Genomic DNA, 22552 nt, shown 5'->3' with positions numbered 1-22552 from the left:
ATATAGATATGAAAAAAAGTATTTTGTTAACCTGTATTATTTTTTTTCTTATTAGTTGCAAAAATAACAGTTCGGATAGTTTTGTGCTAAAAGGGTCGATTGAAGGGGTTGATTATGGATTGGCCTATTTGAAGTATACGATCGAAGGAGAAAATCAATGGGTCGAAATTAAAGATTCTGCAAAAATAGAATCCGGAAAATTTACCTTCGAAGGAAAAACGAAGACACCTTCGTTTGCTACTTTAGTAGTGAATGATTTGACTTTTCGTTTCTTTGTTGAACCAGCAAAAATTCAAATCAAGATTTTGAATGATAGCTTAAATAGCTTTGATGTAGAAGGGTCGAAGACTCAAAAAGAATATGAACTTTTATTTAATGAAGATCTTAAAGCGTTGTCTAAAGAATTCATACATGTTCAGATAAAACCTGATACCTCTGTAGAAAAGAAAAGAGTTGTTGATGCCATAGTAAAGTCTCAAAAAGAATTTATTATGAAATATACTGATTCATATATAGCTCCACAACTTATACGAGATTTGCTATTTTCTAAAATGATAAATGTTAAGGACGCTAGACATTTATATATATACTTAGGCGATAACTTAAAAAACACTTTACGAGGAAAGGAAGTTGATTATTACATACAAGGTAAAGAAAATACACAAATAGGAAGTGTTGCCCCTGATTTTAGCGCTCCTGATATGATGAATGGTGAAATAGTAAAATTATCTGATTATAGAGGGAAATATGTACTACTTGATTTTTGGGCTAGTTGGTGTACATACTGTATTGAAGGAATGACTCATCTGAAGAAAATACAAGAGAAATATAAGGATAGAAATTTTGCAATAATTGGAATCTCAAAAGATGATAATAAAACAGATTGGATTAATTCAATAGAAAAATATGAATTGAATCGTTGGCCTCAGGTCTCTTATGTTCAAAGTTTTGAAGCCCATTCTCTCGGAATGATAAATAGAGATGATATAAATCAAAAATATCAGGTCAATGGAATTCCACAATATTATCTTCTTGATGAAAACGGCAAAATCATAGGGTCTTGGTTTGGATACAGTGAAAACAACAAGCAAAATATGGATAAAATGCTTGATGATGTTTTTATAAACAAATAAGATTTATTTATAAAACGATTATTAATTTTAAAGATTTGAAAAATATCAATAATAGTATAATACCTTTCTCCTACGCATTCAGTTTTCAAGAGGGGATGGCACACATTATACGAAAATCGGGTACAGGGTTTATTAATAAGTTCGGAGAATTGGTTGTTCCTTGTATCTATGAAATGGCTTTCAGTTATTCCGAAGGCTTGGTAATGGTGCAAAAGAACGGAAAATGCGGATATCTTGATAAAACCGGTAACGAAGTTATTCCTATCGAGTATGAAGATGCTGATGTGTTTTCGAATGGATTAGCTGGGGTATGCAAGGATGGTAAGTGGGGATTTATCGATAAAAAGGGATTATTGGTGATTCCTTTCCTTTATGATACGATAAACTGCTTTTCGGAAGGCCTCTGTGGTGTTTTTAAGGATGGTAAAGCCGGCATAATTGACAAGCAGGGTAACCAAGTTGTGCCATTTGTCTATGATGATATATTCGAGTTTAGCGAAGGACTTATTTGTGTTTGTAAAGATGATAAGTGTGGATTCATCGATGCTTTGGGCAATGAAGTTATTCCCTTTATATATGATCGCTCGGAAGGTGTAAAATGTAAAGGGAGTCTGATTTGTATCGCTAAAGATAAGAAGTGGGGAGTGATCGACAAGGTCGGTAATGAAATAGTCTCTTTTATATATGACGATATTGCTCCCGAATATTCAGAGGGATTAGCTTATGTCAATTTAAACGGAAAATACGGCTTTATTAATGAAAGGGGAGAAGAAATCATTCCTTTTATATATGAAGATTTATCTAATTTCTCAGAAGGGCTTGCAGCTGCAAAGATGGGTGGTAAATGGGGATTTATAAACAAGGAAAATAAAGTAGTTGTGTCACTTATTTATGAGAGAGTATATTCTTTTTCCGATGGATTAGCGCTAATTATGGAGAAAGGGCGAAATGCCTATTTTATAGATAAGTTTGGAGAGGTAAATATTGCACTCAAGAGAAGTTATACACTTCTTGAGAAACTAAAGTTTGCAATACTTACTTTGGCTGTTGCTACGGTTATATATATGCTGATTAAAGCAATCGCTAGTTAATAGAATTGGAATAAAAAAAGAAGAATTGAGTTCGGTAATAAATAATAGAAATAATTATAATTTGTTCTTGTAACTAATAATGAATTATGGCAAAGAAAGAGCAAACATACGGAGAAGCAATGCAGGAGTTGCAGGACATTATGGGCAGTATCGAAAATGACGATTTGGATGTAGATATCCTTCTCGAAAAAGTAAAAAAAGCGGCAACCCTTATTAAGTTTTGTAAAGATAAACTGCAAAAGACGAACGTAGAAATACAAAAGATTCTGGACGAAATAGAATGAAAAAAAATGTCATTATAGTAGCCGGAGGAAAAGGGCTGCGCATGGGGAATGATTTGCCGAAACAGTTTATTCCTATCGGCGGTAAACCTGTACTTATGCGTACAATAGAGGCTTTTTATAGGTTTGATCCGGATATAAATATTATTTTGGTGTTGCCTGTCTCTCATCAGGACTATTGGAAAAGCTTGTGTGAAGAATATAACTTTTCGATAGAACATACAATTGGCAATGGAGGAGAAACTCGTTTCCATTCAGTGAAAAACGGGTTGGCTCTTGTGGCTGACGGGTTGGTTGGCGTGCAAGACGGGGTTCGCCCTTTTGGCTCGGTGGAAATGATAAAGCGGTGTTTTGATGCTGCAGAGGAAGAATTCCCTGCCGTTATACCTGTTATAGACTCTACCGACAGCCTCAGAGAAGTTGTTGATGAGGATAAAAGCCGAATTGTTGATCGGTCTAAAATACGGTTGGTACAAACGCCTCAGGTCTTCGATGTGAATGTTCTCAAAAAAGCGTATCAAACGGATTTCAAAGAAACATTTACCGATGATGCTTCGGTTGTAGAAGCTATGGGCGTAGATGTGCATCTTGTAAAAGGAGAAGTAACTAATATAAAGATCACTACACCGTTGGATTTAAAGATCGGTGAACTAATTATACGTGATAAAGAATAAAGTGTGTATACTTCGTTCGAATAGCTATAATAAATACTCAAAATTATCTAATATAAGTGCTTGATGCGCTTCAATAATAGAAAAAGTAACAATTCAAAACAGTAGAAAAAGTGTCACTTTTGTCACCTTTTCACTAAAAAGTAAAATCTATGGAACAAGATATTGATGCTTTATACTACAATGCAGTCGACCTATTGAAGGAAATGATAAGTACTCCGTCTTTCAGTAGAGAGGAGCATAATGTAGCAGAAGTAATAATTTCGTGCATGCGTAAGATGGGATTTACTCCCGATAGAAAGGGAAATAATCTTTGGATTCGGAGCAAGGACTTTGATCCTTCAAAACCTACTATTCTGCTCAATTCGCACATGGATACCGTTCGTCCTGTATCCGGCTGGACAAAAGATCCTTTCTTTCCCGAAGAAGATGGTGACACACTCTACGGATTGGGAAGTAATGATGCGGGAGCCAGCTTGGTGTGCTTGTTGCATGCTTTCTTTATGTTGACTCAAAAGAAACAAGATTATAACCTGATTTTCTTAGCGTCGTGCGAGGAAGAGGTTTCCGGCAATGGCGGAGCGGAGGCTGTTGTCCCCGAACTTCCGCAGATTGCGTTTGGTATTGTGGGTGAACCTACCCAGATGGATCCTGCCATTGCAGAGAAAGGTCTCTTAGTCCTTGATTGTACATCATACGGAAAAGCGGGACATGCTGCCCGTAACGAAGGAGAAAATGCCATTTATAAGGCAATTAAAGATATCGAATGGTTTCGGACGTACGAGTTCCCGCAAACGAGCGATTTGCTTGGGCCTGTAAAGATGACTGTAAGTATGGTGAGTGCAGGAACACAACATAATGTAGTACCCGATAAGTGTGACTTTGTTGTAGATGTAAGAAGCAACGAATTGTACAGTAACGAAGAGCTTTATCATATTATAGATAAGCATACAGATTGTGAGGTAAAACCCCGGTCTTTTCGGCTCAATTCATCGAGAATTTCTCTCGAAAATCCATTTGTTCAACGTGCTATTATTATTGGAAAAACTCCTTATGGATCGCCTACTTTGTCTGATCAAACATTTATGCCTTTCCCTACTTTGAAGATGGGACCCGGAGACTCAGCCCGCTCGCATACAGCAAACGAATATATCCATTTGAGTGAAATAAGGGAAGCTATAGAGCTTTATGTGAAGCTGCTGGATGGACTTCGAGTTTAACTATTCCGCTTCATTTGCTTGGTTCAGCAGGTCTTTCAGTTGCTCTTCGGTATGGTCTACTTGCCTTAAAGGTACTGTCTCAACAACAGCAAGAGATGGATCTATATCATACATCTGTGTGTCTGAAGTTGTTAATCTCTTTACAAGGTTGTAGCATCCTAAGATAATCTGTCTTGAAGGGTTCATGTGTACATTGCGGAATATACGGTCTACGATCATAAACTTAAAGTCTCCTCGTTTCTCTTTTGCATCTTGCATAGATGGGTATCGAGACGTTAAATCTACAAGACCTAGTCGTTCCAACTCATTGGTTATTAGGTTTACATATTTGTCGGTATGTATTCCTAGTTTAAACCCTGCACGGATATTCACACGGAAAATCTTCTTAGGGGCATATATTGTTGTTTCGTAACTGAATTCATAAGGCTCATCGGTTCTTTTTATTCTTACAAACCAATATGTATCAGCGCGTTTAGGTGTTCGTTTAAATAGAGAATAAGCAATCTTGCTCTCCAAAAAGTTCTTATTATTCGCCTTCACTATATACACCAGATGGGTCGCTGCTTTAGGTATGGTTGTGTCGTCACTTATCTTTAATAATTGGCTGACGTAATGCTCATCTACCTGATCATAAACTGTATAGTGACGTTTAATACGACGCCCGTTATACCATGAATACATCAGAAGCAGTAGTACTCCTGCAATTATAATAGGGATAAATCCTCCGTGTGCAAACTTTTGCATATTTGCAAAGAAGAAGCTGAGTTCTATGATAACGAAGAATAGAGTGAGTGGGATAGTAAACCACAATGGTCTCTTCTTTTTCATAAAATAAAGAAATAGCAAGGCGCTTGTCATCAGCATGCTGAGGGTGATAGCAAGACCATAGGCCGCTTCCAGCTTCATCGAAGATTGCATTGTGAGTATGATGATAAGACAAAGTACCATCATCATATAGTTGATGGATGGGATGTATAATTGTCCTTTGATGTTAGTAGGGTATTGTATCTTTACATTCGGCCAGATATTCAGTGATATAGCTTCGCTGATAACGGTGAAAGATCCACTTATCAACGCCTGGCTGGCAATAATTGCCGCTACGGTAGCCATTATTACGCCTGTGAGTCTGAACCACTCGGGCATCATAGAGAAGAAAGGATTTACATCAGGGGTTACATGTCCGCTGTTGATAATCCATGCTGCCTGTCCTAAATAGTTGAGTATAAGAGCTGCTTTGACATAGATCCAAGAAATGCGTATGTTTTTCAATCCACAATGCCCTAAGTCTGAATACAAGGCTTCTGCCCCTGTTGTACATAGAAAGATAGCACCGAGTATAATCATAGCCTGTGGTACTTCTATCAGAAAATGAATGGCATACATGGGGTTAAAAGCTCTGAATACAGTTAGGTCGTGCACGACCTGACTTAGACCCATCACAGCCATCATCGTAAACCAGATGATCATCAGTGGCCCGAAGTATCTTCCCAAAGAGCCTGTCCCGAAGGGTTGTACCAGAAACAAGATGAGTACTATAGCTACTGTAATAGGGATAACCGGTATGTGCGGAGCTATCGGTTGAAGACCTTCTACGGCAGACATAACGGTCATGGCAGGAGTTATAATACCATCGGCAAGCAATGTAGCTGCACCTATACCTGCGAGGATATAAGCCCAGCGGTATTTTTGGCGGATAAGGGCATATAAAGAAAGAATACCACCTTCACCTTTATTATCGGCACGAAGGGTGATGATGACATATTTCAGAGTGGTTTGAATTGTCAAAGTCCATATCACACAAGATATAGCGCCGAGAATATATTCCGCATGGCTGTGTTGCCCGGCAGGTAGGGTGTTCAAGATGGCTCTCATCACATATAAAGGCGATGTACCAATATCTCCAAATACGATACCTATTGCTAAAACGACACCTAATGCGCTAAACGGAACTTTGTGATTCTCTTTCATTATTCTAATTCGAAAATTGGGCTAAAAGTACAAGATTATTTAAATATGAGGATAAGATATATTGTTAATTTTACTCCTTTAGGTTTCTATCTGATTATTATATGGCTTTTTAGCATAACTTGACTAAAATTCCTCAAACTGTTCCTGGTAGAGACTGTAATACTTCCCTTTGAGGTTAAGGAGCTCTGTATGTGTCCCCTGTTCTATTATCTGACCATCATCGAGCACGAGTATTCTGTCTGCGTTACGTACGGTAGAAAGTCTGTGTGCTATGATAATGCTCGTACGACCTTCCATTAGTTTGTCAAGTCCTTTTTGTATAAGGAGTTCGCTTCGGGTATCTATGTTGCTGGTAGCCTCGTCGAGTAAAAGAATAGGAGGGTCAGCAATAGCTGCTCGTGCGATATTCAACAATTGTCGCTGCCCCTGACTGAGATTTGCGCCATCATTCTCCAGCATCGTGTGATATCCTTTTGGTAGACGCTTGATGAACGAATGAGCCGCTGTTAGTTTTGCCGCTTGTATTACTTCTTCATCTGTCGCTTCCGGTCGTCCAAAGCGGATGTTTTCACATACCGTTCCTGTAAATAAATGGGTATCTTGTAGTACGATAGCCATCGACTGTCTAAGGCTTTCTCTTTTTATATTATGTATTGATATTCCATCTATTGTTATTTCTCCCGATTTAATGTCAAAGAAGCGGGGAAGCATATTTAATATAGTTGTCTTTCCTGCGCCTGTTTCTCCCACTAGGGCTATTTTCGTTCCGGGTGTTGCATGCAGTGATACTCCTTTCAGAATTAGCTTGTCTTGTTTGTATCCGAAATAAACATCTTTCATCTCCAGATCACCTTTCACATCATTAAGGGTCATCGCATCCGGAGCGTCTTTTTGTTCGGGAGCCTCATCTATTACCTGAAAGATACGTTCTGCTCCTGCCATTGCCGCTTGTATGCTATTATAAAGGCCGGCAAGCTCATTTATAGGACGACCAAACTGACGGGAATATTGAAGAAATGCAGCCAATCCACCGACATCAAAGCCTCTGAATATAGCAAGTAGCCCGCCCACTATAGTAACAACTACAAAGTTTAAAGTATTAAGGTTCTGCATCACAGGCATCATCATCCCCGAGTAAAATTGTGCTTTTTTTGATTTCTCATTTAGCTTTTGATTCAGTTGTTCGAAGTCTTGTTCCACCTTTTTCTCATAACCGAATACTTTTATAACTTTTTGCCCGCTAATCATTTCTTCTATATACCCGTTTGTGTCTCCCAGTGTATCTTGTTGTGCTTTGAAGTATTTCTTACTTCGCGTTACGATCGTTTTTGCACTAAGGAACATGAGAGGGATGGTAATCAGGGTAGCTAAAGTTAGTATAGGGCTTATATAAATCATAAGCGTGAATATCCCTACCAGCATCAGTGAGCTGGTCAGCATATCCGATAAGCCATCTGTAAGAGCATTGCTCACCTGATCTATATCATTTGTATATCGGCTCATGATGTCGCCATGCTGATGCGTGTCGAAATACTTGATAGGCAGCTTTTCCATCTTCTTGAACAGATCTGTACGCATACGGGTTACTGCACGTTGACCTATTCTATTTAACAGCCTGTATTGTATATACACAGCGGCTACACCTATCAGATATATAACTCCGAGAATAATGAGTATATGCAGTAGTCCTTCATAGTTTCCCGGAATTATATAATTGTTGATGATAGGACGTATCATATATGAACCAACAAGGTTACACCCAATGCTGATAATGATAAGAGAACCGATAACGATCAAAAGGTTTTTATCCTTAGCAAGATATGTCATTATCCTGAAGAAGGTTTTCTTAGCTTCTATCGGCTTGCCGCTCTGTTTATAGTGATCTCCGTGTGCCATATATTCAGTAGACTATTTGTTGAGAGTTGTATATCTCCTGATACAACTTCGACTTTTCTATTAGTTCGTCAGGTTTACCAATAACGTCTATTTCTCCATCCTCCAGTACTATCACTCTATCGGCTGATTGCATTGTATTGATACGTTGTGTTATAATAAAGACAGTTGTATCTTTTAAGAGATTGTTAAGATTATATCTGATTTTCTGTTCGGTTTCCGTGTCCACAGCACTTGTGCTATCATCCAGGATAAGGATTTTGGGCTTACGTAATAGTGCCCGTGCAATACAAATCCGTTGCTTCTGTCCTCCTGATACATTAATACCTCCTCGTCCGAGAAGAGTGTTATACCCATCTGTAAACGATACGATGAAATCGTGTGCTTGAGCTGCTTTTGCCGCTTCTTCTATTTCCTCTATTGTTGCATCGGGTCGTCCCCAACGGAGATTATCTATAATTGTTCCGGTAAAGAGTTCATTTTTTTGCAGTACCATTCCTATTTCGGCATGCAATTCTTCCAGATTATAATCCTTTACATTAACTCCATCTATGAGAATCTCTCCTGCCGTAACATCGTAGAGCCTTGGGATAAGCTGAAGCATAGAACTCTTAGCTGAGCCTGTTGCTCCTACTACAGCGATTGTTTCACCTTGTTTTATTTGGAAATTAATATCTTTCAATACATCGTTTTCACCGCCATTATATCGGAAAAAGACATTCCTGAAAATAACTTCTCCTTTTGTTATTTTATGCTTGTTTGATAAACCTTCTTCTGTATTCGTAAGTGAGGGTTCTGTTTTTATAACTTCGAGTATACGCTCTGATGAGGCCGAAGCTCTCGCGATATTTACAATCACCATTGAGAGGAACATCAAAGCCATAAGTATTTGCGTCATGTAATTGACAAAAGAAATAAGCTCTCCCACTTTAAGATTGCCCTCTATCGCTTTTGCTCCACCTACCCAAAGGACTACGATAACAGATATATTCATTATAAGTTGCATGACAGGAAATATTGCTATAATAACATTGGATGCATTCACTACCATGTTTTGCAGATCTTCACTTCTTTTCTCAAATTTCTTAGTTTCAAAATCTTCTCTTACAAATGATTTAACGACACGGATGTTGATCAGGTTCTCTCTTACCATGGCATTGAGTTGGTCAATCTTTTGTTGTACTTTCATAAAGAGTGGAAGTCCTTTATACATGATGAGGAAAATGCTAATACTGAGTATAGGTACAACCCCCAACATGATAAAAGCAAGATCGGTATTTATTTTTATAACAAAGAAAAAAGACATAACTAACATTAATGGTGAGCGTAAAAGTAAGCGCATACTCATTAATACAACTTGCTGTATATGACTGATGTCGTTTGTTAGGCGGGTGATTAATGAAGCGGAATTAAATCTGTCGATTTCGGTAAAAGAAAGCTGCTGTATTTTCGAAAATAATTTGCTTCTAAGGTCAGTGCCAAATCCGATGGATGCTTGCGAAGATACATACACATTAATGATGCTTACAATAAGCCCCAGGATGGATATTCCCACCATGTATGCTCCAATCTCTGTGATAACGGATAGGTTACGGTGCACCACCCCATCATCTACAATCTTAGCCATAAACCAAGGCTGTATTGTTTCACACAATACGGTGATCAATACAAGAACCGGGCTTATAATCAGGCTTGTTTTGTATTTTTTAAGTATCTGCCAATATATTTTCATATATGTATAATCTGTTAAGGACAGATATTGTTCAATAATTACAATTCTTTATTCGCATGGCAAAAATAGGAATAACTTCTTAAACTTATTTAGATTCGAAGAATCTCTTATATGTTATATTGAATAAAATTTATGTAATTTGTTATATGTCTGAAATATAGATGCTTATATTCTTGTTTGGATTCCTTGTTTGAGAAACAGTTGTGTTAAAGAAATATATTTATGATAGGGTTTTTTAATATCCTCTTGACTATTAGTCATACTAATTAAAGAAATATCATATTTTTGTATATCACACTAAAAATAAATAATAAACATACTATCTATTCATGAAAACGAATAAACGCATCGGGGAGAGGATTTGTGAAATCCGTGAATCGAAATCAATATCTCTTGCTGATATGATAGAGCGTTCGGGCTTAGACGAGAAGCAAGTTGTTACAATAGAAGAGACAGGAGGAATTCCTTCTTTGGCTCCGCTGATAAAGATAGCCCGTGTATTAGGTGTAAGATTGGGTACTTTTCTTGATGACGTGGATGAGACTGGTCCCGTAATATCTCGCAAAGAACAATACAACAAGAGTATAAGCTTTTCTACAAAAGATACTTCCTCTGTTAAACACATGGATTACTACTCTCTGTCTTCTACAAAATCGGGGAGGCACATGGAGCCATTTGTTATACAGATTGAGCCAATAAAAAAGGGTGTTGATTTTATTCTTTCCACGCATGAAGGTGAAGAATTTATTTATTGTCTCGAAGGTGTTGTTGAGATAAACTATGGCACTGATGTATATTGGCTTGAAGAAGGCGATAGTATTTATTACGATTCTATCGTATCCCATCATGTACATGCCGGAGGTGAAAGTGGAGCTAAGATTTTAGCGGTGATTTATACTCCTTTATGATAATACCTTCAAAAATCATGAAATGCAACTATCGGAAAGAACAATAGGAGAATGGCTCGAATATTGGGCAGAAAAAACTCCTGAAAAAGAATATATAGTATATTCAGATAGAGATCTTCGTTTCACATGGAAAGACTTTGATGAGCGGGTAAATAATATGGCTAAAGGGCTTTTGGCTATAGGCGTTAAGCCCGGTTCTCATGTTGGGATATGGGCTACAAACGTTCCCGACTGGTTGACTTTTTTGTATGCAGGAGCCAAGATTGGAGCGGTTTTGGTTACGATCAATACCAATTATAAGCAGCACGAATTAGAATATATTGTCGATAATGCAGATATAGATACTCTTTGCATTACCGAAGGTGTTTTCGATGGGAACTACATTGATATGGTTTATGAAATGGCACCCGAGTTAAAAACAACTCAGCGAGGCTACCTCAATGTAGAGCGTTTCCCTAAATTAAAGAATGTCGTTTTTATTGGGCAGGAGAAATACAGAGGAATGTATAATACTGCCGAGATATTGTTGTTAGGTAAAAATGTGTCGTGTGATGTCTTAAATAAAACGAAGCGTACCGTAAATTGTCACGATGTAGTGAATATGCAATATACATCAGGTACTACCGGATTCCCTAAGGGAGTAATGCTCACTCACTATAACATTGTAAATAATGGGTTCTTTACAGGCGAGGCTATGCAATTTACAGCGGATGATAAATTGTGTGTATGCGTGCCTCTGTTCCATTGTTTTGGTATTGTTTTGGCAACGATGAACTGTCTAACTCATGGTTCTACTCAGGTAATGGTTGAACGTTTCGATCCGTTAGTGGTGTTGGCATCTATACATAAAGAACGATGTACGGCTTTGTACGGTGTGCCGACAATGTTTATTGCAGAGCTGAATCATCCGATGTTCAATTTGTTTGATGTCAGTTCTCTGCGAACAGGTATTATGGCAGGCGCTCTCTGTCCTATAGAGCTAATGCGCCAAGTAACAGAAAAGCTTCATGTAACACATATTACAAGTGTCTACGGGTTGACTGAATCTTCTCCGGGAATGACGCACTCTACCACTGAAGACCCATTTGAAGTACGTTGTACGACTGTTGGTAGGGAGTACCCATATACAGAAGTGAAGATTGTAAATCCTGATACAGGTGAAGAGTGTGCTATAGAAGAGCAGGGTGAGGTCTGCTGTCGAGGCTATCTTGTGATGAAAGGTTATTATAAGAATCCTGAGGCAACAAACGAAGTAATAGACAAAGATGGTTGGTTGCATTCGGGCGATTTGGGTGTAAAAGATAAGAATGGATATTATCGCATTACGGGACGTATTAAAGATATGATAATACGGGGCGGCGAGAATATTTATCCCCGTGAAATAGAAGAATATCTTTATCACATGCAAGGCATAAAGGATATTCAAGTAGCCGGAATACCTTCCGAAAAATATGGAGAAGAAGTAGGTGCTTTTATTATATTGCAAGAGGGGGCAGATCTCCTGCCTGAAGATGTAAAAGCCTTTTGTCGAGGAAAAATAGCTCGCCACAAAATTCCGAAATATATCTTTTTTGTAAACTCTTTCCCTCTAACAGGAAGTGGAAAAATACAGAAATTTAAACTTAAAGATATTGGCCTCAACTTGCTGAAAGAGCAAGGAGTGGATGTAATATAAAAAAATAGGCTGGAAATCATTCAGCCTATTTTTTTATATATTAGTATCTCTTATTCTAAATCAAATCCATACGTCCTTCCTTTCTCTGTAGCCGGAACACCCGTTTTCATCCATACAGGCATTGGGTCTCCTTTGAGATAATGATCAAAGAACTGTTGTAGGCGTATACTTAAATCCTTCGAATTTTTGCGTTCTTTCAAATTGTGGGCTTCGTTGTTGTACTGTAACATCCATACAGGTTTCCCCAAACGCCGTAAAGCCATAAAATACTCTATTCCCTGATACCAAGGCACAGCATCATCGTTGTCATTGTGCATAATCAGGAGTGGTGTCTGAACCTTATCCGCAAAGAATATCGGCGAATTCTCTTTATAAAGTTCGGGAGCTTCCCACATCGTAGCACCTATTCGAGACTGTGTTTGTTCATATTGAAATTGTCTGCTCATTCCACTGCCCCAACGTATACCTCCGTATGCACTAAACATATTGGATACGGGAGCCCCTGCGCCGGCAGCTTTAAACATATTTGTGCGTGTGATAAGATAAGCGGTTTGATATCCTCCCCAACTTTGCCCTTGTATAGCCATATTGGCTTTGTCTACCCATGTGTTTTTTGCTAATTCTTCAGCACCTGACACAATCGAATTGTAAGCACTTTCACCGGGGTGTCCTGTTGTGTACTGTATGTCGGGCGTGAAAACAATATAACCTCTGCTACAATAAAACGGTATATTGATAATAGAGCGACTTGGAGCAGGGGGGAAGTACTGATACAGTTCGTCCGAATGCTTTTCGTAGAAGTAAATCATCACCGGATATTTCTTGTTCGGGTCGAAATCCTCAGGCTTGTATACTATTCCCTGTGTTGGTTTCCCATCAAATGTAGTCCATGACATCAATTCGGCAGTTCCCCAGTTGTATTCTCTCATTTGTGGATTTATATCGGAAAGCTTACTTTCAGTTTTCCATAAATTGCTTGTAAAATATAAATCGGGTGAGGTGTTAAAGTTACTTTTCGTATAAGCAAATACTTCTTTATCTTTTGCCTTTACAGGTGTGCTATAAGAGTATTTTGCAATAGTGAGAGGCTTAATATTGTTTTTAGCCAATTCATAAAAGCCATTTTCTTTTGTTGTATTATCAAATGCCGAGAGAAATAGTTTTTCGTTTGGTTTTATAAACCTGCTTTCGGGATCGGTTTTGATATATCGCAATGTCACTTTTCTTTCTCTGCCTAAACCTTTCGTAATATTCTCAGGAGTTTTTATTCCTGTCGGGTCTAATTTCCAGATATCATACATGTCGTAAACAAGTAAAGCGGCGTCATTCTCCATCCATGCTGCATATCCGTATGGAGAAGGAGCTGTAGGGATGTCGTTTTTCTCATCCCAGAAATTCACATTCAATTGATCTGTCAAACAAACTTCCTTCTCATCTCTTATCGAATAGGCATAGTACTGAAGGGTATTTATATCATACCAAGCCAGAACATTGCCCAGAGGTGAAAGCATAAGCCTAGCTTGTAATCCTGTCTTGATCTGCTTTTTTGTATGATTGTTTAAATCGAAAATCCAGATATCATTTTCCTGATTTGCTCGATAGTCCCATTGAGTCTTTAGTTGATATTTCAGGTCTGAAGTTCCGATGGCGTATTGCCCGTTATTTTCGTCAGAGATACTAATATCGGGTATCTCTTCTGTTGCTAATTGATAGAATGTATTAGATTCCAGGTCAATGTAAGACAGAAATGTTTGCTTCTGTTTCTTTTCCAACTGTACAAGCTGCTGAGGTTGGATAAGTGGTTCTTGCCAGTGCCAGATGTCAAGCTTTGCTTTTTCGAAATCGGGAATAGTCGTGTCTTTTGGTAAGACGATAGGAGCTATTCCTAGCAGCAATCTTTTCTCATTCTTACTGAACAGTGGAGTATAATTATCACTTACAGTCCATTTTTCGGGGACTCCCGCGGTGTTCTTATCTGCAACTATTTTTGCAGAGTCTAAAGCCGGATCAAAATAAAAAAGACTATAATCTTTAATTTCCTTTTTCAGGCTATCTGATGTTGCTAAATAAGCAAGCTTGTTTCCCGATTCGGATAAGGTAAGATTCTTATAAATTGTTTTATTTATAGAAACCGTATCCTTGCGTAAATTATTCAGGTCTACAAAAAGGACACCCGGTTTATTAACCGTATCTTTTGCTGAAGGCTTCAATATTGTCGCAAAGCTTTTACCATTGCGGCTAAAAATATATTCTGTCGTGTTTTTTATGGTATCTTCTTTCGATGTATAAAGATTGCGGAGTACAAGCGTGAGGGCTTTAGACTCTTTTTTATCTTTAGATTTTAATGTGTCGTCTATTGTATAAGCAATGTAATCGGAAAAATCTTTTCCTATTTTGAAGCTCTTTACATTCGGAATTTTAGAAACTATAAGTTTGTCCAGCGAAATTAGGGCTAAAGAATCTTTTGGCATCTTTTCATCGGCCGTTTTCTTTATTTTGGCTTGGCGTGTTACTGCATAAGGTGCTTTGATCTGCGCTATTATGTGTTTCTGATCCGGCACTATTGAGTAGGTATATGCACGTGGAATTTTCAATTCCTGCTTTGTCTTGAGATTACTAATCAGAAGATAATCATCTCCTTCTTGTTCTTTGACTACGGTCGCCGTATAAATACCGTCATTTGTAATACTAATATTGGATATACTTTTCCACGAATCGTAGACCGTATGATCTAATACTTTCTTTTGTGCATTTCCCTGCAATGCTGATAGTACAGCAATACAGAGAAAGACACATTTTAAATATGTCTTTCTTGTCATAACTATAAGATTTATAATGAACAGAATCAGGCTTCTTCGCCGAATTCCATTAAATATTCTTTGATAAAATCATCCAGATCCCCATCCATCACGGCATTTACATTTGATGTCTGGTAATTTGTCCGGTGATCTTTTACTCGGCGGTCATCAAACACATAGCTTCGTATCTGAGAACCCCATTCTATTTTCTTCTTGCCTGCCTCTACTTTCGACTGTTCGCGGCTACGTCTTTCCAATTCTAATTCATACAATTGAGATTTCAGTAAGCGTATCGCATTGTCTTTGTTTCCAAACTGAGAGCGGCTTTCTGTGTTTTCGATAACGATTTCTTTTTCTTCGCCGGTTTCAGGATCTTTGTATTTATAGTGTAGACGCACACCTGTCTCCACTTTATTTACGTTCTGTCCTCCTGCTCCACTCGAACGGAATGTGTCCCATGTAATGTCAGACAGATTGATGTCAATATCTATAGTGTCGTCGACCAAAGGAACCACAAAGACAGAAGCGAACGAAGTCATACGTTTTCCTTGTGCATTGAATGGAGATACTCGTACCAAACGGTGAACTCCATTTTCGGACTTGAGATATCCGTATGCATATTCGCCTTCTACCTGCAAGGTTGCTGTTTTTATACCGGCCTCATCGCCGTCTTGCCAGTTGGTTATAGTCGTTTTATACTTCTTGTCTTCACACCAACGTTGATACATGCGGAATAGCATCGAAGCCCAATCTTGTCCTTCGGTACCTCCTGCACCACTGTTTATTTTTAATACAGCTCCTAGTTTGTCTTCCTCACGGCGAAGCATATTTTTCAATTCGAGATTCTCTATAAGGCTTAGAGCATTTTTATATGCTTCGTCCACCTCTTCTTCGGTAGTAATACCTTCTTTCTGAAAATCGAATGCAAGCTGTAACTCATCTGTTGAGGCCTTTACTTCATTATAGCCTTCTATCCAGCCTTTCAGCCCACGTATAATTTTCATTTGAGCTTCTGCTGTTTTTGCATTATCCCAAAATCCCGGAGCTTGAGTTCTTAGTTCTTCTTCTTCTAGTTGTATTTTTTTCGCATCGACGTCAAAGATACCTCCTCAGCGCGTCCTCGCGCTCCAACACTTCTTTGAGTTGGTCTGCAGTAATCATAAGATTAATATTTAGTTGTTTCTATGTTTTTAGAGGTGCAAATGTATTAAAAAAACGTGTAAGTGACAATTTGATAAATAAATAAATAATTAGAAAACAAACTCTATGCCACGACGAGAGCGGGATGTTTTTTATATTCGGCATATATTCTTCAAATTTCTGCTAAAGCATGATGTAATGCTCATGTATCGCACTATTCTGCTTATAAGAGAAAAACTTAAAATGTACGACATATAACATTCGGCTTACAACTTTTGCATACCTTTGTACCAGTTATCAAAAGTAAACAAATGGCAACTCTTCCTATTAGCCCTTATATGATTTTCACTCGCGAACAGTGGGCTGCGTTACGCGACTCCGAACCGATGACTCTCACCTATGAGGAATTGCTAACTCTACAAGGAATTGACTACGAATTGTCGATAGATGAGGTGGAGGATATTTATCTGCCTCTATCGCGTCTGTTAAGCTATTATGTACATGCACGTGTGAGTCGTCAGTCCGTATTAATGCGATTTCTCAATCAAGGAGTACAGAAGATTCCTTTTATAATAGGTATTGCAGGTAGTGTGTCGGTTGGGAAAAGTACTACTGCGCGTGTCTTGCAAGCATTGCTTAGCCGATGGAAAGAAAATACAAGAGTGTCATTGGTAACTACAGACGGATTCCTTTATCCGAATGCTACTCTCGAAGAAAAAGGAATAATGCTGAAAAAAGGATTTCCCCAATCATACGATATAAAGCGTCTTCTTCAATTTGTAACAGATATAAAATCAGGTAAAGATCGGGTAGAAGTGCCGAGATACTCTCACTTGGTATACGATATTATCCCTAACGAATATGATATCGTTGAGCAACCCGACATCTTGATTCTGGAGGGACTTAACGTATTGCAAAGCGGAATGGATTACCCCAGCGAAAAGCCAAGGATATTTGTATCCGACTTTGTCGACTTTTCTATTTATGTTGATGCCGAAGAGCAGTTGCTCGAAGATTGGTATATTTCTCGTTTTATGAAATTCAGACAAGGGGCATTTACCAACCCTCGGTCTTATTTCAAGAGCTTTTCGGAGCTATCTGAGAAGGAAGCGATGAAAACGGCGAAAACGATTTGGAGAGAGATTAACCGCAAAAATCTGAGAAAAAACATTTTGCCGACAAAGGAAAGAGCCAACCTCATACTTCACAAGGGAGAAGGGCACTCTGTTGACTTTGTAAGGTTAAGGAAATAATTACTACATCTTCCTTATTCGTTTTCATTAGTATCGAGACAGAAGAGATGCCCTTCCGGGTCGATCATTGTTCTTGAAGTTTTGTAGTATTGTTCGTTAGCAAGTTTTGCTCCAGATTCTATCGCAAATTGTACAGCTTCTTCCAGATTGTCCACATAAAAATCTAAATGTAGCATTTGCCCTTGTTTTCCTTCTTGCCAAGGCCAGACAGGAGTAGTATAGTTTTCTACTTCCTGAAAAGCTATCACCATACCGGAGGGAGATGTTATAGCTGCCCAACCATTTGCATGAGGATGCGTGCACTCCCAGTTTAAGATTTTGCTATAAAACTTGGACATAACTCCAGCATCGGCACAATCGATAACAATGTTTACTTTTTTGATTGGGGCTTTGGTTTTCATGTTGCAGAATTAAGGAATTATATGTTTGTGTTCCACCAAATAATATCTTATTTAATTTATGAATAAGAATGGAGCGAAAAGGCTATCTTTTATTGATGTATTCTTCGCTCCTTCTTGAATGACAAAGGTTATCTTATTTCTTTATTGTAAATCGATGTACAGTTTTGCTTTTGAACGTTTCTCCGGGTCTGAGTATTACACTCGGATACTCTGGTTTGTTGATACTATCCGGGAAATGTTGAGTTTCGAAACATACAGCTGCACGCATCGGATAGCGGTGTCCGTGTTTTCCTTCAAAATTACCTGTCATCCAATTACCTGTATATATCTGAACACCCGGTTCGGTAGTCGAAATATTCATTTGAATTCCTGATTTCGGAGAAAAACATTCTACTGCTAAGGCCAATTCATCCTCTTTTTTATCTAATACCATTGTATGGTCGTAGCCTTTCCCGAAATGTAACTGTTCGAAGTCGTCCTCAATTCGTTCTCCGATAGTATGAGGAGTAGTGAAGTCGAACGGAGTTCCTTTTACAGGTTCAGCTTTTCCGTAAGGGATAGCAGTATCGTCCGTTGGGAGATAGCTAGAGGCATGCATGACCAGAATGTGATCGTTTATAGTAGGGTCTCCTTCGCCCGAAAGATTGAAATATGAATGATTTGTAAGATTCAAAATTGTTGCCTTGTCTGTTGTGGCCTCGTAGTCTATATCAAACGAATTGTCATCGGTCAATTTATAGATCATTTTTACATTCAGATTACCAGGAAATCCCTCTTCTCCGTCTTTGGATAGATATGTCAGCTCCAGAGTTTGATGATCCGTTTGTTTTGCATCCCATACCACAGCATTAAAACCTTTAAGCCCACCATGTAGGTTATTTGGCCCATTGTTTATTGCCAATTCGTAGGTTGTGCCATCGAGCGTAAATTTTCCTTTGGCAATGCGGTTTCCTGTTCGTCCGCATACAGCTCCAAAGTATGGCTCTTCAGAATTGAGATATTCGTTTAGATTATTATGTCCGAGAACGACATCGATGAGTTGTCCGTTTTTATCAGGTACGGATAAGGAAACTATTTTTGCTCCGTAATTAATGACGGTTGCTTCCAATCCATTCTTGTTGGATAATACGTACATTTTTACATCTTTACCATCTACTTTCCCGGCGAAGTTTGTTGGACTTAATTTTGATTTGGTTAATTCTGTTTGCATGATATTTTTTTAAGTTATACGAGCTTTTTTATAAATGATAAACACAAATATAAGGCTATTTTTAACAAAAAATATTTTTCTTCCCCTGAATGTGAATCTAACCATATCTAAAAAATAAAATTGCTATACTTATATGTCGAACCTGTATAGTCATTGGTTGGGCGAATCTTGTGATTTTATTATGTTATAGGTAACGACTATGAGAGTTGAGAATAGTCTTAGTCTGATGGAAGTGTTTCAAAGTCTTAAATTAAGCAATAAACCAAAACAAATGGAGTTTAATGGTGTTTATTCTTTAATTGCAAAGAAGTATTTATTAAAAAAGATAAAAATACTACTATAAGATGTATTTATTTTGTTTCTTTGCAGCGAATTTGGGTGTTTTGTACTCATTCACTAAATACTACTTATTTGTCTTTGTACAATATGTCTGATAAGCATCAGTATAAAACGATATCACTATTTACTACAGGGGTCATTACTACGATTAGTATAACTCTTGTTCTTTTTCTTTTGGGTTTGACTTTTTTGGTAGGATTTACCGCTAAAGGCATAGGTTCGTATCTGAAAGAGAATATGGGCATCTCGATAGAGCTTGCCGGAAATGTAGATGATGCTTCTATCACGAAGATACAGAAAAACTTGAATGCAAATCCGTATGTTAAGTCTGTCGTGTATATCAGCAAAGATGAGGCGAAAAAACAACTGGTAGAAGATCTTGGTCGTGATCCGGAAGAGGTGTTAGGATATAATCCTGCTCATGCCTATTTCGATGTGTTTATTAAGTCTGACTATGTAAATCCAGACAGCATAAAAAAAGTAGAAGCAAGTCTTAAGGTTCAAAATCTGAAAGGAGCTCAGATAGTAAATAATATCGTTTATAATGAAAGTGATATTATAAATGCAAACTCTAAACTCTCTTTAATTGGAACTATATTGGCTATACTGGCTGTGATACTTGTGCTCATATCCTTTACGCTGATACGAAGCATTATTCAGCTGAATATATATTCAAAGAGATTTTTGATAAATACAATGCGATTGGTGGGTGCAACAAACTCTTTTATCAGATGGCCTTTTATGTGGCGTATGGTAATTAGTGGTGTTGTTGCTGCTATCTTGGCGAATTTAGCTATTACGGGAGTAATATATTATATTACAAGCATAATTCCTGATATGCTGTCTATTGTGAAAATGTACGAATTGTTGATTGTATATGGGCTTGTCCTTATCTTTGGCATACTTATAGCAGCATTTGCCACAGCATTTTCGGTGAATAGGTATTTAAGAATGACTACAAATAAACTTTATCACGTTTAAAACATATGGATAAGAAAGATTTTGCTTTTGGCAAGCTAAATTACATCATTTGTGCTGTGTCGGTTGTAATTATTATAATTGGGTTTATCCTGATGACAGGGCCATCTTCCAGCATCGAAGGCGGATTTGAACCGGACATCTTTAGTGCCAAGAGAATCGTTGTGGCTCCAATGGTGTGTCTTGCAGGGTTCTTGCTGATGATTGTCGGAATACTGTATCCTCGTCGTAAGAGTTTAGCTGAAGAGAACAAAGAGCACAACTGATTAATTACAAAACTAATAAATAACGATGAGTATTTTTGAGGCAATTATAATTGCTATTGTAGAAGGGCTTACCGAGTTTCTTCCAGTATCGTCAACCGGGCATATGATTATTGCTCAAAGTCTTTTAGGGATCGAAAGTAGCGAGTTTGTAAAGGCTTTCACTGTTATTATACAATTTGGTGCGATTTTGTCTGTGATTGTTTTATACTGGAACCGCTTTTTTCGCTTTAAAAATGATAGACTAAGAGCGGATTTTAAGAACATATTCAGCTATTTGTTTTATAAATTAGAGTTCTATTGGAAGTTGCTGATTGGTTTTGTTCCGGCTGCTTTTTTAGGATTGATCTTTAGTGATAAAATAGATGAATTGCTCGAAAGTGTAACAGTTGTAGCTATCATGTTGGTGCTTGGCGGTATTCTGATGCTGTTTGTAGACAAATGGTTTAATAAGCCGAAAGAAGACTCTCAAGAAATAACATATAAGAATGCGTTTATAATTGGTTTTTTTCAGTGTATAGCTATGATTCCCGGAGTGTCTCGTTCTATGGCTACTATCGTAGGGGGGATGAGTCAGGGCTTGAGTAGAAAAAATGCAGCAGAATTTTCCTTCTTCCTTGCAGTTCCTACAATGGCTGCTGCTACCGGATGGAAAGTGTATAAGCTGATAAAAGCACCCAATGGAGGAGCATTTGATTTTGATTTCAGCATATTACTGGATAATATGACTGTGCTTATAATAGGAAATGTAGTAGCGTTTATCGTAGCGCTGTTGGCTATTAAATTCTTTATAGGATTTGTAACCAAGTATGGATTTAAATTTTTTGGCTGGTATAGAATTGTAGTTGGAGGAATTATTCTTATCCTTATGCTGGCAGGACACGAATTAACAGTATAATGGATTTTATATCAGGAGCGGTCTTATATATAAATAAGCCACTAAATTGGACATCATTCACCCTTGTGCGCAAATTAAGAAACAAATTATGCCGCAAGCTGGGTATTAAGAAATTAAAAGTCGGTCATGCCGGCACTCTAGACCCATTGGCTACGGGTGTTATGATCGTTTGTACAGGGAAAAAGACAAAGTTGATAGAATCGTTTCAATATCAGACTAAAGAATATATTGCAACGATCAAGCTTGGAGAAACAACTCCTTCATTTGATTTGGAAACAGCAGTAGATGGCGTCTTCCCCGTAGAACATATAACGCAGGAGCTGGTTGAGGTTAAACTTAAAGATTTTATTGGAGAAATAGAGCAAGTGCCGCCAACATATTCTGCCTGTAAGGTGGATGGAAAAAGGGCATACGAATTTGCGAGAGAAGGACAGGATGTAGAGTTGAAACCAAAGTTGTTGGTTATAGACGAAATCGAGCTTCTCGACTACTCCTTTCCCGAAATAAGAGTTAGAGTGGTATGTAGTAAGGGTACATATATCAGAGCTTTGGCTCGAGATATTGGAGTTGCGTTAGGCTCAGGTGCACATCTTACCGCACTGGAGCGAACACGAATAGGAGAGGTTACTCTTGATCAGTGTATTGAGGGAAGCCAGATAGAAGAATTTGTGGACGCACTAATTATTGATAAATAATAAAT

The 22552-nt window shown here is 38.0% G+C and carries 19 protein-coding genes; 12 read left to right on the top strand and 7 right to left on the bottom strand.

The features are described from left to right. Positions 1 to 8 precede the first annotated feature (8 nt). The 5 genes from QOX35_RS00725 (at position 9) to QOX35_RS00705 (ending at position 4396) form a co-directional block, all read left to right on the top strand. On the top strand, positions 9 to 1133 hold the full coding sequence (locus tag QOX35_RS00725; protein ID WP_283685403.1) for a TlpA disulfide reductase family protein: 1125 nt from the start codon (positions 9 to 11) through the stop codon (positions 1131 to 1133). 95 nt (positions 1134 to 1228) lie between these two features. Beyond that, complete coding sequence (locus QOX35_RS00720; RefSeq protein ID WP_283685402.1) at positions 1229 to 2224, top strand: WG repeat-containing protein; 996 nt, start codon at positions 1229 to 1231, stop codon at positions 2222 to 2224. Positions 2225 to 2310: 86 nt separating this feature from the next. Next, positions 2311 to 2508, top strand: coding sequence for an exodeoxyribonuclease VII small subunit (xseB, locus tag QOX35_RS00715; protein WP_252637950.1), 198 nt, complete (start codon positions 2311 to 2313; stop codon positions 2506 to 2508). After that, a complete protein-coding gene (locus QOX35_RS00710) occupies positions 2505 to 3179 on the top strand; it encodes a 2-C-methyl-D-erythritol 4-phosphate cytidylyltransferase (protein WP_283685401.1) in 675 nt (224 codons plus the stop codon). The genes xseB and QOX35_RS00710 overlap by 4 nt, the downstream gene beginning before the upstream one ends. A 149-nt stretch (positions 3180 to 3328) precedes the next feature. Next, positions 3329 to 4396, top strand: a complete 1068-nt coding sequence (locus tag QOX35_RS00705) for a M20 family metallo-hydrolase (protein WP_283685400.1) — start codon at positions 3329 to 3331, stop codon at positions 4394 to 4396. On the opposite strand, the gene QOX35_RS00700 is transcribed toward QOX35_RS00705, so the two are convergent. The 3 genes from QOX35_RS00700 to QOX35_RS00690 all read right to left on the bottom strand — a co-directional run bounded on the left by QOX35_RS00700 (position 4397) and on the right by QOX35_RS00690 (position 9989). Next, entirely contained in the window at positions 4397 to 6364 is a 1968-nt protein-coding gene (locus QOX35_RS00700) for a KUP/HAK/KT family potassium transporter (RefSeq protein ID WP_135105551.1), read from the bottom strand. A gap of 123 nt (positions 6365 to 6487) precedes the next feature. Further along, complete coding sequence (locus QOX35_RS00695; protein ID WP_283685399.1) at positions 6488 to 8260, bottom strand: ABC transporter ATP-binding protein; 1773 nt, start codon at positions 8258 to 8260, stop codon at positions 6488 to 6490. A 4-nt stretch (positions 8261 to 8264) separates the two neighbouring features. Then, a complete protein-coding gene (locus QOX35_RS00690; protein ID WP_283685398.1) occupies positions 8265 to 9989 on the bottom strand; it encodes an ABC transporter ATP-binding protein in 1725 nt (574 codons plus the stop codon). 329 nt (positions 9990 to 10318) lie between these two features. Between QOX35_RS00690 and QOX35_RS00685 the strand changes: the two genes are divergently transcribed. Together QOX35_RS00685 and QOX35_RS00680 are read left to right on the top strand one after the other, a co-directional pair. After that, positions 10319 to 10897 carry a helix-turn-helix domain-containing protein gene (locus tag QOX35_RS00685; RefSeq protein ID WP_283685397.1) on the top strand — a complete coding sequence of 193 codons (579 nt, stop codon included), beginning with the start codon at positions 10319 to 10321 and terminating at the stop codon, positions 10895 to 10897. Between the two features lie 22 nt (positions 10898 to 10919). Then, positions 10920 to 12572 (top strand): AMP-binding protein, encoded by a 1653-nt coding sequence (locus tag QOX35_RS00680; protein ID WP_283685396.1) that lies wholly within the window; start codon positions 10920 to 10922, stop codon positions 12570 to 12572. Positions 12573 to 12622: 50 nt separating this feature from the next. Here QOX35_RS00680 and QOX35_RS00675 read toward each other — a convergent pair whose 3' ends face one another. Then, entirely contained in the window at positions 12623 to 15391 is a 2769-nt protein-coding gene (locus QOX35_RS00675) for an alpha/beta hydrolase family protein (RefSeq protein WP_283685395.1), read from the bottom strand. 26 nt (positions 15392 to 15417) lie between these two features. Then, positions 15418 to 16531 (bottom strand): peptide chain release factor 2 gene (gene prfB / locus QOX35_RS00670; RefSeq protein WP_135105557.1). Its coding sequence is split into 2 segments (ribosomal slippage): positions 15418 to 16467 and positions 16469 to 16531, totalling 1113 coding nucleotides; the frame shifts between segments, so codons are not numbered across the junction. A 290-nt stretch (positions 16532 to 16821) separates the two neighbouring features. Between prfB and coaA the strand changes: the two genes are divergently transcribed. Beyond that, the gene (gene coaA / locus QOX35_RS00665) at positions 16822 to 17763 is read left to right on the top strand and encodes a type I pantothenate kinase (protein ID WP_135105559.1); all 942 of its coding nucleotides are present in this window, start codon (positions 16822 to 16824) and stop codon (positions 17761 to 17763) included. 14 nt (positions 17764 to 17777) lie between these two features. Here the strand turns inward: coaA and QOX35_RS00660 are convergent, their stop codons facing one another. Beyond that, positions 17778 to 18164 (bottom strand): VOC family protein, encoded by a 387-nt coding sequence (locus QOX35_RS00660; protein WP_283685394.1) that lies wholly within the window; start codon positions 18162 to 18164, stop codon positions 17778 to 17780. Positions 18165 to 18297: 133 nt separating this feature from the next. Beyond that, a complete protein-coding gene (locus tag QOX35_RS00655; RefSeq protein ID WP_283685393.1) occupies positions 18298 to 19374 on the bottom strand; it encodes an aldose epimerase family protein in 1077 nt (358 codons plus the stop codon). Between the two features lie 426 nt (positions 19375 to 19800). Between QOX35_RS00655 and QOX35_RS00650 the strand changes: the two genes are divergently transcribed. From QOX35_RS00650 to truB, 4 genes are read left to right on the top strand one after another with little or no spacing between them, the layout of a single operon-like run. Next, complete coding sequence (locus QOX35_RS00650) at positions 19801 to 20694, top strand: cell division protein FtsX (RefSeq protein WP_283685392.1); 894 nt, start codon at positions 19801 to 19803, stop codon at positions 20692 to 20694. A gap of 5 nt (positions 20695 to 20699) precedes the next feature. Next, complete coding sequence (locus QOX35_RS00645) at positions 20700 to 20957, top strand: DUF3098 domain-containing protein (RefSeq protein ID WP_283685391.1); 258 nt, start codon at positions 20700 to 20702, stop codon at positions 20955 to 20957. Positions 20958 to 20982: 25 nt separating this feature from the next. Continuing rightward, positions 20983 to 21852: an undecaprenyl-diphosphate phosphatase gene (locus QOX35_RS00640; RefSeq protein WP_283685390.1), complete on the top strand. Its 870-nt coding sequence runs from the start codon at positions 20983 to 20985 to the stop codon at positions 21850 to 21852. After that, the gene (truB, locus tag QOX35_RS00635; RefSeq protein ID WP_283685389.1) at positions 21852 to 22547 is read left to right on the top strand and encodes a tRNA pseudouridine(55) synthase TruB; all 696 of its coding nucleotides are present in this window, start codon (positions 21852 to 21854) and stop codon (positions 22545 to 22547) included. The genes QOX35_RS00640 and truB overlap by 1 nt, the downstream gene beginning before the upstream one ends. Positions 22548 to 22552 lie beyond the last annotated feature (5 nt).

It is taken from the genome of Dysgonomonas sp. Marseille-Q5470 (genome assembly GCF_951230145.1).
In the GTDB taxonomy this organism is placed as follows: domain Bacteria; phylum Bacteroidota; class Bacteroidia; order Bacteroidales; family Dysgonomonadaceae; genus Dysgonomonas.
Note: the sequence above shows the minus strand (reverse complement) of the source record. Positions and strands in the feature narration are given on the sequence as shown.

Excerpts from the sequence above, each read along its gene's own strand:
- QOX35_RS00725 (WP_283685403.1), top strand. The coding sequence starts at position 9 with ATGAAAAAAAGTATTTTGTTAACCTGTATTATTTTTTTTCTTATTAGT.
- QOX35_RS00720 (WP_283685402.1), top strand. The coding sequence starts at position 1,229 with ATGGCACACATTATACGAAAATCGGGTACAGGGTTTATTAATAAGTTC.
- xseB (WP_252637950.1), top strand. The coding sequence starts at position 2,311 with ATGGCAAAGAAAGAGCAAACATACGGAGAAGCAATGCAGGAGTTGCAG.
- QOX35_RS00710 (WP_283685401.1), top strand. The coding sequence starts at position 2,505 with ATGAAAAAAAATGTCATTATAGTAGCCGGAGGAAAAGGGCTGCGCATG.
- QOX35_RS00705 (WP_283685400.1), top strand. The coding sequence starts at position 3,329 with ATGGAACAAGATATTGATGCTTTATACTACAATGCAGTCGACCTATTG.
- QOX35_RS00700 (WP_135105551.1), bottom strand. The coding sequence starts at position 6,364 with ATGAAAGAGAATCACAAAGTTCCGTTTAGCGCATTAGGTGTCGTTTTA.
- QOX35_RS00695 (WP_283685399.1), bottom strand. The coding sequence starts at position 8,260 with ATGGCACACGGAGATCACTATAAACAGAGCGGCAAGCCGATAGAAGCT.
- QOX35_RS00690 (WP_283685398.1), bottom strand. The coding sequence starts at position 9,989 with ATGAAAATATATTGGCAGATACTTAAAAAATACAAAACAAGCCTGATT.
- QOX35_RS00685 (WP_283685397.1), top strand. The coding sequence starts at position 10,319 with ATGAAAACGAATAAACGCATCGGGGAGAGGATTTGTGAAATCCGTGAA.
- QOX35_RS00680 (WP_283685396.1), top strand. The coding sequence starts at position 10,920 with ATGCAACTATCGGAAAGAACAATAGGAGAATGGCTCGAATATTGGGCA.
- QOX35_RS00675 (WP_283685395.1), bottom strand. The coding sequence starts at position 15,391 with ATGACAAGAAAGACATATTTAAAATGTGTCTTTCTCTGTATTGCTGTA.
- coaA (WP_135105559.1), top strand. The coding sequence starts at position 16,822 with ATGGCAACTCTTCCTATTAGCCCTTATATGATTTTCACTCGCGAACAG.
- QOX35_RS00660 (WP_283685394.1), bottom strand. The coding sequence starts at position 18,164 with ATGAAAACCAAAGCCCCAATCAAAAAAGTAAACATTGTTATCGATTGT.
- QOX35_RS00655 (WP_283685393.1), bottom strand. The coding sequence starts at position 19,374 with ATGCAAACAGAATTAACCAAATCAAAATTAAGTCCAACAAACTTCGCC.
- QOX35_RS00650 (WP_283685392.1), top strand. The coding sequence starts at position 19,801 with ATGTCTGATAAGCATCAGTATAAAACGATATCACTATTTACTACAGGG.
- QOX35_RS00645 (WP_283685391.1), top strand. The coding sequence starts at position 20,700 with ATGGATAAGAAAGATTTTGCTTTTGGCAAGCTAAATTACATCATTTGT.
- QOX35_RS00640 (WP_283685390.1), top strand. The coding sequence starts at position 20,983 with ATGAGTATTTTTGAGGCAATTATAATTGCTATTGTAGAAGGGCTTACC.
- truB (WP_283685389.1), top strand. The coding sequence starts at position 21,852 with ATGGATTTTATATCAGGAGCGGTCTTATATATAAATAAGCCACTAAAT.